Here is a 14,989-nt window from a genome sequence, read left to right as displayed (position 1 = left end):
GCAGCCGCCCAAAGCAACAGGCGTGCCATCAACCCGCGTATGGCGCTGGTGGGTCTTTGATCAGATTGGCGGGGTCTGGGGCAGAGCTCCCAGAACGCAACCGGAACGGAAGCACGCAACAGCACCACCTACGGACACGAAACCGCCAGCCGCCAACGCAGCAGGGGGACGACCTACGGAACCGGCGCGCTCAGCACTTCTCCATCTGAGGAGTCCGGTTCTCAGGAGCCTCATCCACCTTCAACTCCCGCCCCTCCCACACCATCACGTAAACAACCCGCCACCGAATACAGGGCTCCGGCAGCGCAACCGGCGCCTTGGCAACGTCCTGAGTGGACACGAACGAGATCAGCACCCGCAGCCGCCGCCCGACCACATCGGACTCGATCCGCTGCACCACCATCCCGCCATCCCGGGTGGTCTCATACGCAGCAGCCCAAGTCGACTCAACAGCCTGCGAAACCCGCCGAGCAGACACCACAGTCCGCCAAGCGGCAAAGTCCCCAGCGTTGATCGAGTCGAAGAACTTCTGCAGCACAGACTGCACCGCAGTCCGATCAGGATGCGTGAACGAGTCGTTGCTCAACCGAACCTGACCGACGCCGGACAACGCCTCCCCGGACACCGACGTGGAAGCCGGCACGACGGGATCACCCTGAACCTCGGCGGGACGCGAGTACAGCGTCCGCCCCACCATCCCGGCGGCCACCGCGGCACCGGTGATCACCACCACTGCCGGCACCAACCAACGGCTAGCCACGCTCCCCACCTCTGCAGCCTAGCCGTCGGCCCCGTGACACAGCCGCCGCACCGCCCCGAGGACAGCAGAGGGCCACTCACAAAACCTGTTCCGTTACATCAAAACACGACTTTCACCCAAAAGACTACATTTTCCACGGATGCAAGTTGCATGTAGCAAGACAACGATTGCTACATAAATAACGCATGCCCAATCTCATCCATCGAATGGGTTCTTTCGGGGCATCCCGTACCGCCGATCAGCCGTACTAAACACGCAATAGCAGCCAATCCGAGCTTCACCCGGAAAGAGTAGAGAACACAGCGCGTGCACGACGTTTAACTCTACCCAACTATACGTCGTGATCGACGTGGAATACCGCAGCTCAGAAAGCCGCAGGATCAGAAACGATCCAGTACCGTTTAGCGGGCACCTGCGACAATCCTGCAAACGCATCAGTCAGCAAACCTTGCAACCGGGTGAGATGGACCCAAACCTGATCACGTCCGGTCACATACGCGCCGGTAACCACCCATGATTTGACCACGAACGGGCTACCCATATGCCACGAATGGCGGATTGGCCATAGCCGCGAGATTGTGCGGAAATATGCCGCGTAAACAAAACGCAGAACACCGGCACAACAACCAAGGAGGGGAATTCGGTGGACCTCAGATACGAGGCGTACTGCTTCGCCGATCGGCAGTTCTACGATCTGCAGAGCAGCACCGAAACCACTCCGAAGGACGACTTTTCCACCGAGTTGCCGCAGCTCCCGGTCGACTGGACGATGGTTGAGCGCAACGTGTGGCGGCACCAGCACCCCCAAGGTGTGCAGCTGCCCAACCAAGGGTGGAAAATCCACGTTTCCGCTGGACTCGACAACGCCGGCAGGGTATTGAAGGCGACTTTCGACTACTGCGTCGAGCGACGTATCAGCTTCAAGTACCTGCGGACGATGTCGATCGTGCTGGCCCGCAACTCGAAGTACGCGCCCCGCGAGGGCAGCGGCAAGCTGATCGCGATCTACCCCACGAGCGTCCAGCAGCTCGAGACGATCTGCACCGAGCTCTCCGAGCAGCTCCAAGGCGAGCACGGCGCCTACATCCTCAGCGACCTGCGCTTCGGCAAGGGCCCGCTGTACGTGCGCTACGGCGGGTTCGCCGAGCAGTGGCTCGAGGTCGACGGGCAGCAGGTGCTCGCGATCGAGAACGCCGATGGCGAGCTCATCGCGGACAAGCGCAAGCCCGTGTTCAGCGTGCCCGAGTGGATCGAGCTGCCGAAGTTCCTCGAACCGCACCTGGCAGAACGCAACGCCGGCGACCCGCAGCGGTTCCCGTACCAGATCAAGAGCTCGCTGCACTTCTCCAACGGCGGCGGTGTCTACCTGGCCACGCGCAAGAGCGACGGCAAGGAGGTCGTGCTCAAGGAGGCACGGCCGCACGCCGGACTCGACCGCGAGGGCCGGGACGCCGTGGCACGGCTGGAACTCGAGCACGAGATCCTCACGAAACTGAACGGTGTCAAGGGTGTGCCGCAGGTGTACGACCGCTTCACCGAGTGGGAGCACCTGTTCGTGGCCATGGAGTTCATGCCGGGCCGCTCGCTCGGGCAGTGGCTCGGCCACAACTACCCGTTGACGCACAAGGACACCACCGACGAGCTCCTCAGCGACTACCGCGTCAGGGCGGAGAAACTCATCGCCAAGGTCGAGGACCTGATGACGCGGGTGCACGAACGCGGCGTCGTGTTCGGTGACCTGCACACGATGAACATCCTGGTCGACGAGGACGACGAGGTCTCACTGATCGACTTCGAGCTGTCGTCCGCGATCGAGGACGTGCACCGGCCGACGCTCGGCGCACCGGGCTTCCAGGCGCCGAACGACCGCGAGGGCTTCGACATCGACGCCTACCCGCTGGCCGCGCTCAAGCTGTGGATCTTCCTGCCGCTCAACGCGGTGCTGGAGCTGGCCCCCGCCAAGCTCCGCCAGCACGTGCACGTGATCTCCGAACGCTTCGGGCTCGAAGAGGTCTACCAGAAGCAGATCCTCGACGTGCTCACGCCGCGCGTCGACCCGCCCGCGGACCCGGCGTTCACCGCGTTCGACGACGAGAGTCCGGACTGGACGGTCGTGCGCAAGGAGATCGCCACCGCGATCCTGCACAGCGCGACGCCCGAGCGGACGGACCGGCTGTTCCCCGGCGACATCGAGCAGTTCGAGACCGGCGGCACGGGATTCGGTCACGGCGCGGCGGGAGTGCTGCACGCGCTCGCGGAAGCAGGCGAGGGCCGATACCCCGAGCACGAGGACTGGCTGATCAACGCCGTCAGCAACGATCCTCCCAAGCAGCCCGGTTTCTTCGTCGGCGCACACGGAATCGCGCACGTGCTGGAGAACTTCGGCCACCACGACGTCGCGGCGGAGATCGTCGAGAGCTACACGCCGCTCGTCCGCACCACCAAGGACCACGGGCTGAGCGCCGGCCTGTCCGGCATCGGGCTCAACCTGCTGCACTTCGCGGCCACCCGCGAGGACGACGGTTTCGCCGCGCAGGCGGAGGAACTGGCCGAACGGCTCGCGCAGCAGCTGGCCGACGCGCCGGAACCCGGTGGCAAGGCGAGGGCCGGCCTGCTGCACGGCTGGTCGGGGCCGGCGCTGTTCTTCCTGCGCCTGTTCGAGCACACCGCGGAACGACGCTGGCTCAGGCGGTCCGAGCAGGCGCTGGAACGCGACCTGGCCGAGACGATGATCGCGCTGGACGGGTCGCTGCAGGTGCGCGACGGCACGTTCCGGTCGCTGCCGTACGTCGGCATCGGCGGCGCGGGCATCGCGTTGGTGCTCACGGAATTCGCGAAACTGGCGCCCGAACGACCCTGTGCGGCAAGGCTTCCCGAGCTGCTGAGCGGCTGCACCGGCGAGTTCGTCATCCAGCCCGCCTTCACGCTGGGCAGGGCCGGACTGATGGCCACGCTGGCCCACGCGACCCGGCACCAGCCCGACGACCACCTCGAACGCGCCGTCGCGAGGCACCTCAAGGCACTCGGCTGGCACGCCGTGCGCTACGGCGGCGGGCTCGCGTTCCCCGGCGTGCAGCTGCGCCGGCTCTCGATGGACCTCAACACCGGCGGTGCGGGCGTCCTGCTCGCGATCGCGTCCACAGTGGACGGAGCACCGCCATTGCCCTTCCTGGGCTCACGAACGCCGGTCACCGTTGACCGGTAGCAGTAACCGATCCCTCGATATAAGGAGAACTGTCATGGGTTTCATCCTTGACATGCAGGACCTGGAGACCCCCGAGGCCCCGAGCAACGCGATGGCGTCGGGCCACGGCGGCGGTGGCGGCGGCGGTTCCACGACCGCGTCGAACGCCTCGCTCCTGCTGCCCTGCTCGCACAGCACCGTCAGCCTGCTGGCCTGCTGAGCTTCTCCACAACGGTTCCACCGCGGCCGGTGAGCGGCATAGGCGAAGTATGCCGCTCACCCGCCAACTGCAGGGCCCGGCAGCCGGCCAGCTGTCGGGCCCTGGCTCATGATGCGCCCTCACGACGCCCGGAGGAACAGCGATGGCCAAACCCGGTGACGCCCTGCTGTTCTCCACCGTGAAACGCGACTTCCGCCCGTGGCTGTTGCTCCTCAACGCCGCCGTGGCGACCACCGGCGGTCTGCTGCTGCCCACCGCACTCGCGGGCGCCGTCGACATGGCGTTGAGCGGCAAGTTCGTGCTGGTCACGGTGCTGTGGCTGCTTCTGCTCGCGGCGACGGAGATCATCGGCGACGCGATCGGCGTCGTGCTCGCCGCGAGCATCACCGCCCGTGCCACCGCATGGCTGCGCAAACGGCTCTCCCGCCACCTGCTCGCGCTCGGTCACCCGTCCCGGTTCGCCGCGGGTGACGCGGTGAGCCGGTTGACCGGTGACTGCGGCAACGCCGGCGGGGTCGTGGTCACGCTGCTGGCCCTGACGGTGACCGCCGTGTCCTCGGTCGGTGCGGTCGTGGCGCTGGCGTTGCTGGACTGGCGGCTCGCGGCGGTGTTCGCGGTGAGCGTGCCGCTGGCGATGTTCCTGGTGCGCTCGCACATGCAGCTCACCGCCGATGACGTGCTCGCCTACCAGCAGGTTTCCGGTGAGATCTCGGCTCGCCTGCTCGACGCGGTGGGCGGCAGGCGCACCATCGCCGCCGCGGGCATCACCGACCGCGAGTCGGACCGCGTGCTGCGGCCACTCCCCCGGCTCGCCGCGGCCGGCGCGGGCATGTGGCGCACTCAAGCGACGATGATGTGGCGTGCCGGGCTGCTGCTGCCGGCCGTGGAGCTCGCCGTGCTCGTCGCCGCCGGTTTCGGCATTCTCGAAGGCAGGCTGAGCGCCGGTGACGTGCTCGCCGCCCTCGGCTACACCGCACTCGGCATGGGCATCGTCGGCCAGATGCCGCAGCTCACGGTGCTGGAACGCACTCGCGCGTCGGCCACTCGCATCGCCGAGGTCCTCGACACCCCGCCACCGAAGCGCCCCGCACTCCTGACCAGCGACGGAATCGAGCTGAGGAACGTCTCCGTCGACGGCGCCCTGCACGACGTGAGCCTCACGATTCCCACCGGCGCGTTCGCCGCGATCGTGGGCAGCTCCGGTGCGGGCAAGTCGACGCTCGCCGCGGTGCTCGGTGGACTGTCCGCAGTGGACAACGGCACCGTCGCGAGAGAAGGCGCTGTCGGCTATGCGTTCGAACGTCCGGCGTTGCTCGGCACGACGATCGGCCGTTCGATCGGCTATGGAACCGACGCCGACGAGGTCCAGGTTCGTGACGCAGCAGTCGCCGCCCAAGTGCACGACGTGCTGATTCGCTTGCCGCAGGGTTACGAAACCCCTGTCGCCGACGCACCTCTGTCCGGCGGCGAGGCCCAGCGGATCGGCCTCGCGCGCGCGATCGTCCGCGATCCCGAGGTGTTGGTGCTCGACGACGCCACCGCCAGCCTCGACACCGTCACCGAGGCCAAAGTGGACGCAGCACTGACAACGGCTCTACCAGGCCGGACTCGCGTCGTCGTGACACATCGACCGGCAACGGCAGCGCGTGCGGACGTCGTGGTGTGGCTGGAGAAGGGCCGGGTCAGAGGGACCGGCACCCACCAGGAGCTGTGGGACGACGAGGACTACCGCGCTGTGTTCACCGGGGGCGAGTGATGCGTTTCTACCTCTCCACGCTGGCAGGACACCGCCGAGGTGTCCTGATCCTGCTCGGCTGGTCCACTCTCGAAGGTGTGCCGGCGTTCTTCGGCGGCAAGCTCGTCGGCACCGCGGTCGACCAGGGTTTCGCCCGAGGAGAACCGCTGTCCGGCGTGCTGTGGCTGCTCGCCTTCGCGGCACTCGCGGTGGCGGGAGCACTGGGCCAGCGCCAGGTCTTCGCCCGGCTCGGCGCCGTCGTCGAACCCATGCGCGACGCCCTGGTCACGCAGGTCGTGAAGGGTGTGCTGAACGACCCGACGCACCGCCGAACGCCGGATGCCAGTGCCGTAGCCATGATCACGCGCCACGTCGAGGTCGTGCGCGACGCGACCGCGGGTGTTCTGGTGCAGGCGCGCGCACTTCTCGTCACGACGATCGCCGCGCTGATCGGTCTCGCCACGACCGCGGCCGCGTTGATCTGGCTGGTGGTCCTGCCGATCGTCAGCGCGCTCGTGCTGTTCGGACTCATGCTCCCGTCGCTGGCCAAACGCCAGCGCGACGCCGTGATGGCCGACGAACGCACGGCGGAAGCGTCCGGCGCGGTGCTCACCGGGCTGCGCGACGTCGCCGCCTGCCACGCGTCGAACGAGGCGTACAAAGACATCGCCACGCAGATCAACCAGCAGGCCAGGGCCACGATCAACGTGGCCTGGGCGAACTCGTTGCGCGCCACGGTGATCGCGATCGGCGGCTTCACCCCGGTCGTGCTGCTGGTCGCGTTCGCTCCCCCGCTGGTCGCGTCCGGCGAGCTCACGACGGGCGCCGTGCTCGCCGCGGTCGTCTACCTCACCAACAGCGTGAACCCCGCGCTGCACGGCCTCGCCCGCACGACCAGCACTGTCGTGATGCGGTTGATGGTTGCGCTCAAACGACTTCAGGAAGCAGCACCGCGACAGGCCGGGGAGCCAGGCCGGGAAACCCCGTCGAACGGCGAATTCGTCCTGAAGGACGTCACGTTCGGCTGGAGCTCGGACGCGGAACCCGTGGTGCGCGGCCTGTCGCTCGCTCTCAAGCCCGGCGACCACCTGGCCGTGGTCGGACCGTCCGGCATCGGCAAGTCCACAATGGCCAGTCTGCTGACCGGCCTGATGCCACCGGACTTCGGCACCGTCCTGTTCGGCGGCGCCCCCGTCGACCTGGTGGTTCCCGCGGTACGGCACCACGCCATCGCGCTGATTCCGCAGGAGACGTACCTGTTCACGGGCACTGTGCGGGAGAATCTCGCGCTGCTCGCGCCGTGGTCGACGGACTCCGATCTCGTCGACGCGGTGAAAAAGGTTGGCGCCAAACCACTTCTGGACTCACTCGGCGGGCTGGACGCGCCGCTCGGCCACGCGGGCGAAGGGCTTTCCGCCGGTGAGGCGCAACTTCTGGCACTCGCGCGGGTCTACGTCACGTCCGCGAGCGTCGTGATCCTCGACGAGGCGACCTCACACCTCGACCCGGCGGCGGAAGCCAGGGTCGAACGTGCTTTCGCCCAGAGGGACGGCATTCTCGTGGTGATCGCGCACCGGCTGAGCTCGGCACTGCGGGCGAACCGCGTGCTGGTCATGGACGGCGGCACGCCGCTGCTCGGCACCCACCAGCACCTGCTGAAGACGTCAGCCCTCTACGGCCGGCTCATGCTGGCCTGGGATCCCCTGCACCACGAGGAAACCCCGCTACCCAAACGGTGAGCGGGGTCCACTCAGGACTAACCGACACGGTGCAGCCAGGTCACCGGCGCGCCGTCTCCCGCGCGGCGGAACGGTTCCAGCGCGTCGTCCCACGCCGCGCCGAGAAGTTCGTCGACGCCGTGTGCGAAGGACTCACCGCCACGAGCCCGCACGGCCAGCGCGCGCAGCTGGTCCTCGTTCACGACGATGTCGCCGTTTGCCGAGGTCCTGGCGTGCCACAGCCCCAAAACGGGCGCGAAGCAGAAGCGCTCGCCGTCCTGACCGGAGGAGGGTTCCTCGGTCACCTCGAAGCGAAGCATTGGCCACGCGCGCAGCGCAGCCACGAGTTTCGCGCCGGTACCGGCGTCTCCGGTCCATGCGCATTCAGCGCGCAACTGGCCTGGTGCCGCGGGTTGCGCTGCCCACCTGAGGTCCACTCGGACGCCTAGGGTGCCCGAAATCGCCCACTCGACGTGCGGACAGACCGCAGACGGCGACGAGTGGACGTAGACCACGCCACTGGTGCTGCCACGGGTGCTCACTGCTGACCTCCGCTACTCGACGAGGGACGTCTTCCCCTACGCCTTTGTCGAGCCCGGTGATCACGGTGAAACCCCGTTCGCTGCATTCTGCCTTGACTTGAGCCGTGTCCGCCATAAGAACCAGCTCGATCATCACCCGACCGGGGCAGATACAGGCCTTAAGTCCCGATCTCCCCGGCCGAGTGATGCGCGATCGTGATCTAGAGAGCGTTTACCGCGGCGACCACGTCGACTAGGCCCGTGCCCTTGTCGAACGACGTCGTGTACGGCCCCACCTGCGTGTAACCGGTGCCGTACTTGTGGGCCGTGGACTTCAGCGCCCGCTCGATGTCGGCGGGAGTCGCGGAAGGCTTGGCCTGGAACAGCTGTGCGACGATGCCGGCGATCTGCGGCGCCGCCATCGACGTGCCGCTGATCGTGTTGTACGTGCCGAGGTCGAGCAGTCCCGGACCGTTCTGCGGGGCCAGGCCGGTCGAGCAGATCGGCAGGTACAGGCGGCAAGCCGACACGATGTTCTCACCGGGAGCCGAGATGTCCGGCCACGTCGAGGAATCCGTCTTCAGGCCGCGCGACGAGAAGTCGGACACCGTGCCGTCACGGGTGCCCGTGCCCTGGTCGTTGTAGGAGGCGGCCGAGATCACGCCGGGCGTCGGGTCGATGCCGGGCGGGTTCGACAGGTTCGCCGAGCCGTCGCCACCGTCGTTGCCGTTGGCCCACACGACCACGACTCCTTCGGCCACGAGCTGGCGCTGCAGCTTGACCGTCACCGAGTTCGGGTCGAACGCGCCGCCGCCGGAAGGACCGTACGAGTTGTTGATCACCTTGATCGGCGGGCACGTCGACGCCGGCACACCGGCACCGCACGGCGCCTTGTGGTTCTCCAGCACCCAGTTCAGGGCCGCGTCCGCACCGAGGATGAGGATCGCCGCACCGGTCGAGATCACGACGCCCTTGGCACCGGGCGCGGAACCGCCGACCACCGTGCCGTCCGCGAGCTGGTACGGCGTGCCGATCGCGATGCCGGTGACGTGCGTGCCGTGACCACCCAGCGACGTCGTGTCCGTGTCGATGATGTTCGGCACCGGCACGATGCAGCTGGTGTCGGTGGAGTTGTCGGCGACGCACAGGCTCTTCAGGCTGCGGACGATCTTGCCGCCCGCGAACGCCGGGTGCGTCGGGTCGACACCGGAGTCGATCACCGCGACCGAGACGCCGGCGCCGGTCAGCCCGGAGCTCTGCTGTGCCTCCCTGCTGCGGGTGGCGGCGGTGCCCGACGAGCCCAGGAACCTCGCCGGCTTCGCCACCTCGACGGTGCGGACGCCCTGCTGGGCGCGGGCGGAGGAGATCTGCGTCGTGGTGCCGCGAGCGGCGACCACGCCGATCTTGCGGAAGCTCGTTAGCTTCTGCAGACCGGCAGCTGCCACCGCTTGTTCGGCGGAGGCGAGATCAGTGCCGTGGACGTAGACCGTCGAAGTCGTCTGGGCGGCCCCGACAGGGGTAGAGGCAGCCACGAGCACTACGGCGAGCAGTGCGGCGCGTTTGAACATGGACCCTCCGTGAACATAGGCAGGCAATCCATCTAACGAGTGATCCACAAACCGGTGACGGGTATCACGCAACGTCTCGACTGGCTGCGTTTGAGCGACCCCGGACCGCTACCGTGTCCACCCGTGCGGAAAGGTGGGGACTCGTGCGGTTGATCCGTCTGGGCGCTGAACCCTCGGCCATTGGGGCGGACGTCCGTGCCGCCCTGACGGCGGTCGGCGCTGGTACCGAAGTCCTCGGAGGCGTCGCGCTGACCGGCGTCCAGCCACCCGACTGCCCCGTGCCGCTGGACGCGATCGTCGTGCTCCCCAAGGGAGTTCTGGTGATCGTCGGCGTCGACCTGCCCGACCCGGCGGTGAAGCTCGAGGCGCCGCTCGGTGGCCAGTGGAAGATCGACGGCTGGCCGCTCGTCAGCCAGGACGGCGCGGCGAACCCGGCGACCGAGGCCGTGGCGGCGGCGACCGCGGTGGCACAGCGGATCCAGGCGATGCGCGCGGAACCGTTGCCGGTCAGCACGGTCGTGGCGGTCGGCCCGTTCGTGAGCCAGGTCGTGCAGCCGACGTCGGACCTGAACCGCGGTGTGCGCGTGCTGCACCCCAAACCGTCCACTTTGCTCTCCGCCGCGCGTGAGCTCGCCACGTCTTCGGTGCTGTGCACGGCGGATCACGCGGTGAAGCTGCTCGCGATCCTGCAGACGACCGGAACTCCGCCGGACGCGCGGGCGTTGCTCGCCGAGGGGTTCAGCGACGCGGTCTCCCCCGATCTCGCGGCCGCGAGCACGATGCTGATCCCCAAGGTCCAGGCGCGGATCCCGCTGACGCGCAAACGCTTGCCCACCAAGCTGGTCTACCTGGGGCTGGGCGGACTCGTCGCTCTGGTGCTGCTCGTGTGGCTGCTGGTGGCGTTGCCCGGCGACGACAAGCCGTCCGACGCGACGCCCGCGCCGTCGGCCACGCAGCCGACGACGGTGGTCGTGGACGGCACGACGTTCGTGCCCAAGGACAACAAGAGGGACAAGGACTGCCAGGCGCAGGCGTTCGGTGACGCGAAGGCGTGGCTCATCGCGAACGAGTGCGGCGCGCTGCAACGTGCCACGTACGAGACGACGGTGAACGGCAAGCAGGTCACGGTGCTGGTGGCCGATCTCGACCTGCTGGACGCACCGAGCGCGAACGCGTTCTACAACATCGTGAACACGCCCGGTTCCGGCGGGGTGAACGGGCTGGACGGGAAACCGCTGCAGAACGCGGCGTTCGCGTGCGGGATCAAGGGCACGCGCGTGCAGCTCGCGTTCGTGGTGTGGTCCGGTGGCGGCGGCGACCAGACGCTGGACCCGGTCACCAGGCAGGCGTTGCGGCTGCCCACCACCCGGTAGAGGGTTGAGGGCATGGTCGGACAACTTCGTTCTGTCGTGCTCGACTGCCCGAACCCCTCCGAACTGGCGTCCTTCTACGAGAAGCTCCTGGGTGCCTCGCGGTTGGCCGGTGGTGACGACACGTGGGTGGTGATCGTCGCTTCCGGCACGCGGATCGCGTTCCAGCTCGCGCCCGAGTACCAGCCGCCCGTCTTCCCCGATCCGCACGGCTCGCAGCAGTTCCACCTCGACGTGCTGGTCGAGGACATCGAGGAGGCCGAACCTCGTGCGCTGGAGATCGGCGCGAGGTCGCTGCCTCAAGACACGGACAACGACGACACGTTCCGGGTCTACCTGGACCCCGTCGGGCACCCCTTCTGCCTCGTGTGGCTTTCATGATCGAGGCCTAGTGTTGGGCGCATGGACTTCGACGTCATCGTCATCGGTGGTGGGCCCGTAGGTGAGAACGTGGCGTGGCGGACGGCCGCGGGAGGCCTGTCCACCGCCATGATCGAGAAGGAGCTGGTCGGCGGCGAGTGCTCGTACTGGGCGTGCATGCCGTCGAAGGCATTGCTCCGGCCTGGTCACGCGCTCGCGGCCGCCCGGCGCGTGCAGGGTGTCGACGCCGGGTCGCTGAACCCGGAGGAGGTGCTCGCGCGGCGGACGAGCTTCACGTCCAACTGGGACGACTCGGGCCAGGTCAAGTGGGCCGAGTCGGAGAACATCACGGTCATCCGCGGCGACGGTGCGGTCACCGGCGAGCGCGAGGTCACGGTCGGTTCGGACGTGTATCGGGCGCGCCAGGCCGTGGTGGTCGCGACCGGCAGTGTGCCGAAGATGCCGCCGCTGGAAGGCATCGCCGACACTCCCGTGTGGACGTCGCGCGATGCCACGTCATCGCGTTCGGTGCCGGATTCGCTGGTGGTGCTGGGTGGTGGCGTCGTCGGCGTCGAGATGGCGCAGGCGTGGGCGCGGCTCGGGTCGAAGGTGACGCTGGTGGTGTCCGGTGACCGGCCGTTGCCGCGGCTGGAGGAGTTCGTCGGGCCGCTCGTCGTCGAAGGCCTGCAGGAAGATGGCGTCGAGGTGCTGCTGAACGCGCGTGCGTCGGCGATCGCGCCGGGTGCGCTGACGTTGCAGGACGGCCGGGTCGTGAAGGGCTCGGAGATCCTGGTGGCGACGGGGCGGGTGCCGGCGACCAAGGACGGCAAGCCGCTGACCATCGACGACTCCGGGCTGGTGTCCGGTGTGGACGGACGCTGGCTCTACGCGTGCGGTGACGTCACCGGGCGTGCGTTGCTGACGCACCAGGGCAAGTACCAGGGACGTGCGGTCGGCACGGCGATCTTGGAGCGGTCGCGCGGGTTCGAGCCGCAGCCGTTGTCGGCGGGGCAGGCCTGGGCGGACCACGTGGCGGTGCCGCAGGTCGTGTTCACCGACCCCGAGGTGGCGTTCGTCGGGCACACCGCCGCGGAAGCACGTGCTCAGGGCCGTGAGGTGAAGGTCGTCGACCTCGACATCGCGGTGGCCGGCTCGTCACTGCACGCCGACGGGTACAAGGGCAGGACGCGGATGGTCGTGGACGAGCGCACGCGGACGCTGGTCGGCGTCACGTTCGTCGGCCAGGACGTCGCCGAGCTGCTGCACTCGGCGACCGTCGCGATCGTCGGGGAAGTCACCGTGGACCGGTTGTGGCACGCGGTTCCCTCGTACCCGACGATCAGCGAGGTCTGGCTACGGCTGCTCGAGGCGTACGGCCTCTGACGGGGCTTCCAGCACCGACCCCAGCATGCCGGTGAGCAGCTCGTTCGCCGTGCCGACCACGTACGCGCGATCGTCGGCGTCGACGCGTTCGGCGAGCTTGAACAGCGCGTCCGCGGTCTGCACGGCGATGCGGAAGGTGAGCATCACCGGGGCGTCGCCGTGCGCGCCGAACCGGTTGACGAACATCTCCGCGAGCCGTTCGGCCATCAGCTCGTACTGGTCGACGCTGGAGTCGAGCCGGTGGCTGTCGAGCATGTCGCTGAACCGCACCCTGCCGAAGCCGGGCACCTCCGTCAGCATCCTCATGTAGACCGTGACGATCTGGGTCATGGCCTCGCGCCACGTGTCCGCGACCAGGTCCGCGGCGAACAGCTCCTCGACCTCGCGGAGATAGGTCTCCATCCCGCGAAGTGCCAGAGCGTGGACAACAGATCGTTTGTCCGGGAAGTACTGATAGAAGGAACCAATGGGCACACCGGCCACATCGACGATGCGCGCCGTGGTGATGTCGTCGTAGTCGTATTCGTTCAGCAGGCTCGCACAAGCGTCCAGGATCGCGGAGACAGTAGCCGCGCCACGCTGTTGCACCGGCTGTCGACGCATCACCCTGGCTAACCTGCCTTTGGCCGGGTCTTCATGCACGCGAACATCTTTATCCATACGACCCGCTAAGCCCAAGCACAGGTTCCCGACAGGTTTCAGCCGGGATCTCCACGCCGTTTGCGATGAACTACCCAACCGAAGTCGACAAGGCAGACAACGGCGAGTAGTAAAAGTGCGATCCCGAGCCAGACGAGGTCAGCTCTGAGCGCCAGCCACCCGGCCACCGAGTTGAAGACCAGGCCAAACCCGGCGAGCCACAACCGCAGCGTCAGAGCACTCCGCGGGGGTGCCGGGGGTGGCAGGTAGTCGCTCACATCACCCAGTTTCCCTCAGGAGTGGAGCTTCAACCCTCCTGAGCGGCCTCGGAGGTTTCGTCACATAGGGCCTAACGAGACGGGTCAGGGCCAGACCAGGAGCGATGAGGGGGACGACGGCGGTCAGCACGGCGGCTGTGATGCCGGCTCGCATCACGTCCCTGGGCATGACGGCGATCCTGTCGACGACGAACGCCCGCCGTCCGGTGAGGGACACGGCCGCCAGGATGATCAAGAACACGACCATGCTGAGCATCGCCCGCTGGACCGCGTGCTCGTACCCGGCTGCTTCTCCTGCCACGAGGACCGCGAACCAGCCGGCGAGGGCGGGCAGCTGACCCTGCTCGGTGGTCGCCGCCCAGCTCAGCCCGCCGAGGGTCGCGAGCCACGCGAGAACGCTCTCACGCTCCTGCACCCAGTCGGATGCCGCGTCGAGGGGAATACCGGTCCAGCCGAGTACGCCGAGCGGGGTCAGGGGTGTTTCGGCGAGTTGGCCGAGCACCCAGGCGAGCGTCCACGCGGAGAGCAGGACGGCGAGGGCGAGCTGCCACCGCGGCCTGCGCACCACGCACCGGGCGAGCCGGACGATCTCCGCACGCGTCATACCCCCACCATGCCGTTTCCAGGTGGTTTGCGGAGAAACGTCACCCCAACGCTCACCCTGCTGGCCCCGCCCTGGGTGGGTTGATCACGCTGCGCAATCCACGATCGGGGGACAGATCTTTTCTATGCTGAGTACATGAGCATTGATCAGCTTCTGCGTCTGCCCAGCTACCTGATGCTCCAGCTGGTCAGGGAAGCCCGCAGGCTGGCGCGGGGCGACCTGCGTCCGCCGCACGTCACCGTGCTGGCGTTCCTGACCTCGCAGGACGCCGTGGCGCAGAAGCGGATCAGCGACGGCGTGCGGATGGACGCCAGTGACCTGGTCTCCGTGCTCGATGATCTTGAGCGGCGCGGGTTCGCCCAGCGCAAACGGGATGAGAGGGACCGTCGCCGCTTCACCGTGTCGATCACGGACGCGGGCAGGCAGGCGTTGGGCGAGCGGCTGGAGACGGCTCGTGCGCACGAAGAGGAGCTGTTGGCGCCGTTGACCGCCTCTGAGCGCGTTGAACTCACCACACTGCTGCGGAAGGCGTACCTGCATCACGCTGATTTGCGTGTAGATTAGACAGTCTGCGCTCACACGAACGGGAGTGCGGGCAGGGAGATGTGGAACGGGATTAAAACCCGACGCCGCATTGTATCGAGAAATG

At 67.7% G+C, this 14,989-nt stretch carries 14 protein-coding genes; 8 read left to right on the top strand and 6 right to left on the bottom strand.

Annotated features, from left to right (window positions below; all coding sequences use genetic code 11):
- Nucleotides 1-190: 190 nt before the first annotated feature.
- Complete coding sequence (locus tag AB0M24_RS31550; RefSeq protein ID WP_363776058.1) at nt 191-760, bottom strand: hypothetical protein; 570 nt, start codon at nt 758-760, stop codon at nt 191-193.
- 643 nt (nt 761-1,403) lie between these two features.
- On the opposite strand from AB0M24_RS31550, the gene lanKC reads away from it, so the two are divergent.
- From lanKC to AB0M24_RS31530, 4 genes are all read left to right on the top strand, one after another.
- Entirely contained in the window at nt 1,404-3,965 is a 2,562-nt protein-coding gene (gene lanKC / locus AB0M24_RS31545) for a class III lanthionine synthetase LanKC (RefSeq protein WP_363776055.1), read from the top strand.
- A gap of 34 nt (nt 3,966-3,999) precedes the next feature.
- Complete coding sequence (locus AB0M24_RS31540; protein WP_090058697.1) at nt 4,000-4,164, top strand: SapB/AmfS family lanthipeptide; 165 nt, start codon at nt 4,000-4,002, stop codon at nt 4,162-4,164.
- Between the two features lie 142 nt (nt 4,165-4,306).
- Entirely contained in the window at nt 4,307-5,920 is a 1,614-nt protein-coding gene (locus AB0M24_RS31535; protein ID WP_363776051.1) for an ABC transporter ATP-binding protein, read from the top strand.
- A complete protein-coding gene (locus tag AB0M24_RS31530; RefSeq protein ID WP_363776048.1) occupies nt 5,920-7,638 on the top strand; it encodes an ABC transporter ATP-binding protein in 1,719 nt (572 codons plus the stop codon). Before AB0M24_RS31535 ends, AB0M24_RS31530 begins: the two co-directional genes overlap by 1 nt.
- Nucleotides 7,639-7,655: 17 nt before the next feature.
- Here AB0M24_RS31530 and AB0M24_RS31525 read toward each other — a convergent pair whose 3' ends face one another.
- Nucleotides 7,656-8,159 carry a DUF3145 domain-containing protein gene (locus AB0M24_RS31525; protein ID WP_089922398.1) on the bottom strand — a complete coding sequence of 168 codons (504 nt, stop codon included), beginning with the start codon at nt 8,157-8,159 and terminating at the stop codon, nt 7,656-7,658.
- A gap of 200 nt (nt 8,160-8,359) precedes the next feature.
- Nucleotides 8,360-9,706 (bottom strand): S8 family serine peptidase, encoded by a 1,347-nt coding sequence (locus AB0M24_RS31520; protein ID WP_363776044.1) that lies wholly within the window; start codon nt 9,704-9,706, stop codon nt 8,360-8,362.
- 143 nt (nt 9,707-9,849) lie between these two features.
- Here AB0M24_RS31520 and AB0M24_RS31515 point away from each other — a divergent pair, with 143 nt between their 5' ends.
- Genes AB0M24_RS31515 through AB0M24_RS31505 form a run of 3 tightly spaced genes read left to right on the top strand, consistent with a single transcriptional unit; the run spans nt 9,850 to nt 12,819 of the window.
- Nucleotides 9,850-11,079: a hypothetical protein gene (locus AB0M24_RS31515; RefSeq protein WP_363776041.1), complete on the top strand. Its 1,230-nt coding sequence runs from the start codon at nt 9,850-9,852 to the stop codon at nt 11,077-11,079.
- 12 nt (nt 11,080-11,091) lie between these two features.
- A complete protein-coding gene (locus tag AB0M24_RS31510; RefSeq protein ID WP_363776038.1) occupies nt 11,092-11,457 on the top strand; it encodes a VOC family protein in 366 nt (121 codons plus the stop codon).
- Nucleotides 11,458-11,478: 21 nt separating this feature from the next.
- Nucleotides 11,479-12,819: an NAD(P)/FAD-dependent oxidoreductase gene (locus tag AB0M24_RS31505; protein WP_363776035.1), complete on the top strand. Its 1,341-nt coding sequence runs from the start codon at nt 11,479-11,481 to the stop codon at nt 12,817-12,819.
- On the opposite strand, the gene AB0M24_RS31500 is transcribed toward AB0M24_RS31505, so the two are convergent.
- The 3 genes from AB0M24_RS31500 to AB0M24_RS31490 form a co-directional block, all read right to left on the bottom strand.
- A complete protein-coding gene (locus AB0M24_RS31500; protein WP_363776080.1) occupies nt 12,790-13,422 on the bottom strand; it encodes a TetR/AcrR family transcriptional regulator in 633 nt (210 codons plus the stop codon). The two genes, AB0M24_RS31505 and AB0M24_RS31500, sit on opposite strands and share 30 nt — an antisense overlap.
- 95 nt (nt 13,423-13,517) lie before the next feature.
- Entirely contained in the window at nt 13,518-13,736 is a 219-nt protein-coding gene (locus AB0M24_RS31495; RefSeq protein WP_363776032.1) for a DUF6343 family protein, read from the bottom strand.
- 1 nt (nt 13,737) lies between these two features.
- Complete coding sequence (locus AB0M24_RS31490) at nt 13,738-14,340, bottom strand: hypothetical protein (RefSeq protein ID WP_363776029.1); 603 nt, start codon at nt 14,338-14,340, stop codon at nt 13,738-13,740.
- A 135-nt stretch (nt 14,341-14,475) separates the two neighbouring features.
- Between AB0M24_RS31490 and AB0M24_RS31485 the strand changes: the two genes are divergently transcribed.
- Nucleotides 14,476-14,904: a MarR family winged helix-turn-helix transcriptional regulator gene (locus AB0M24_RS31485; RefSeq protein WP_363776026.1), complete on the top strand. Its 429-nt coding sequence runs from the start codon at nt 14,476-14,478 to the stop codon at nt 14,902-14,904.
- Nucleotides 14,905-14,989 lie beyond the last annotated feature (85 nt).

It is taken from the genome of Lentzea sp. NPDC051838 (assembly GCF_040681245.1).
Classification (GTDB): domain Bacteria; phylum Actinomycetota; class Actinomycetes; order Mycobacteriales; family Pseudonocardiaceae; genus Lentzea.
Note: the sequence above shows the minus strand (reverse complement) of the source record. Positions and strands in the feature narration are given on the sequence as shown.

Coding starts and splice junctions, on each gene's coding strand:
- AB0M24_RS31540 (WP_090058697.1), top strand. CDS start 4,000: ATGGGTTTCATCCTTGACATGCAGGACCTGGAGACCCCCGAGGCCCCG.
- AB0M24_RS31535 (WP_363776051.1), top strand. CDS start 4,307: ATGGCCAAACCCGGTGACGCCCTGCTGTTCTCCACCGTGAAACGCGAC.
- AB0M24_RS31530 (WP_363776048.1), top strand. CDS start 5,920: ATGCGTTTCTACCTCTCCACGCTGGCAGGACACCGCCGAGGTGTCCTG.
- AB0M24_RS31520 (WP_363776044.1), bottom strand. CDS start 9,706: ATGTTCAAACGCGCCGCACTGCTCGCCGTAGTGCTCGTGGCTGCCTCT.
- AB0M24_RS31510 (WP_363776038.1), top strand. CDS start 11,092: ATGGTCGGACAACTTCGTTCTGTCGTGCTCGACTGCCCGAACCCCTCC.
- AB0M24_RS31505 (WP_363776035.1), top strand. CDS start 11,479: ATGGACTTCGACGTCATCGTCATCGGTGGTGGGCCCGTAGGTGAGAAC.
- AB0M24_RS31500 (WP_363776080.1), bottom strand. CDS start 13,422: ATGCGTCGACAGCCGGTGCAACAGCGTGGCGCGGCTACTGTCTCCGCG.
- AB0M24_RS31490 (WP_363776029.1), bottom strand. CDS start 14,340: ATGACGCGTGCGGAGATCGTCCGGCTCGCCCGGTGCGTGGTGCGCAGG.
- AB0M24_RS31485 (WP_363776026.1), top strand. CDS start 14,476: ATGAGCATTGATCAGCTTCTGCGTCTGCCCAGCTACCTGATGCTCCAG.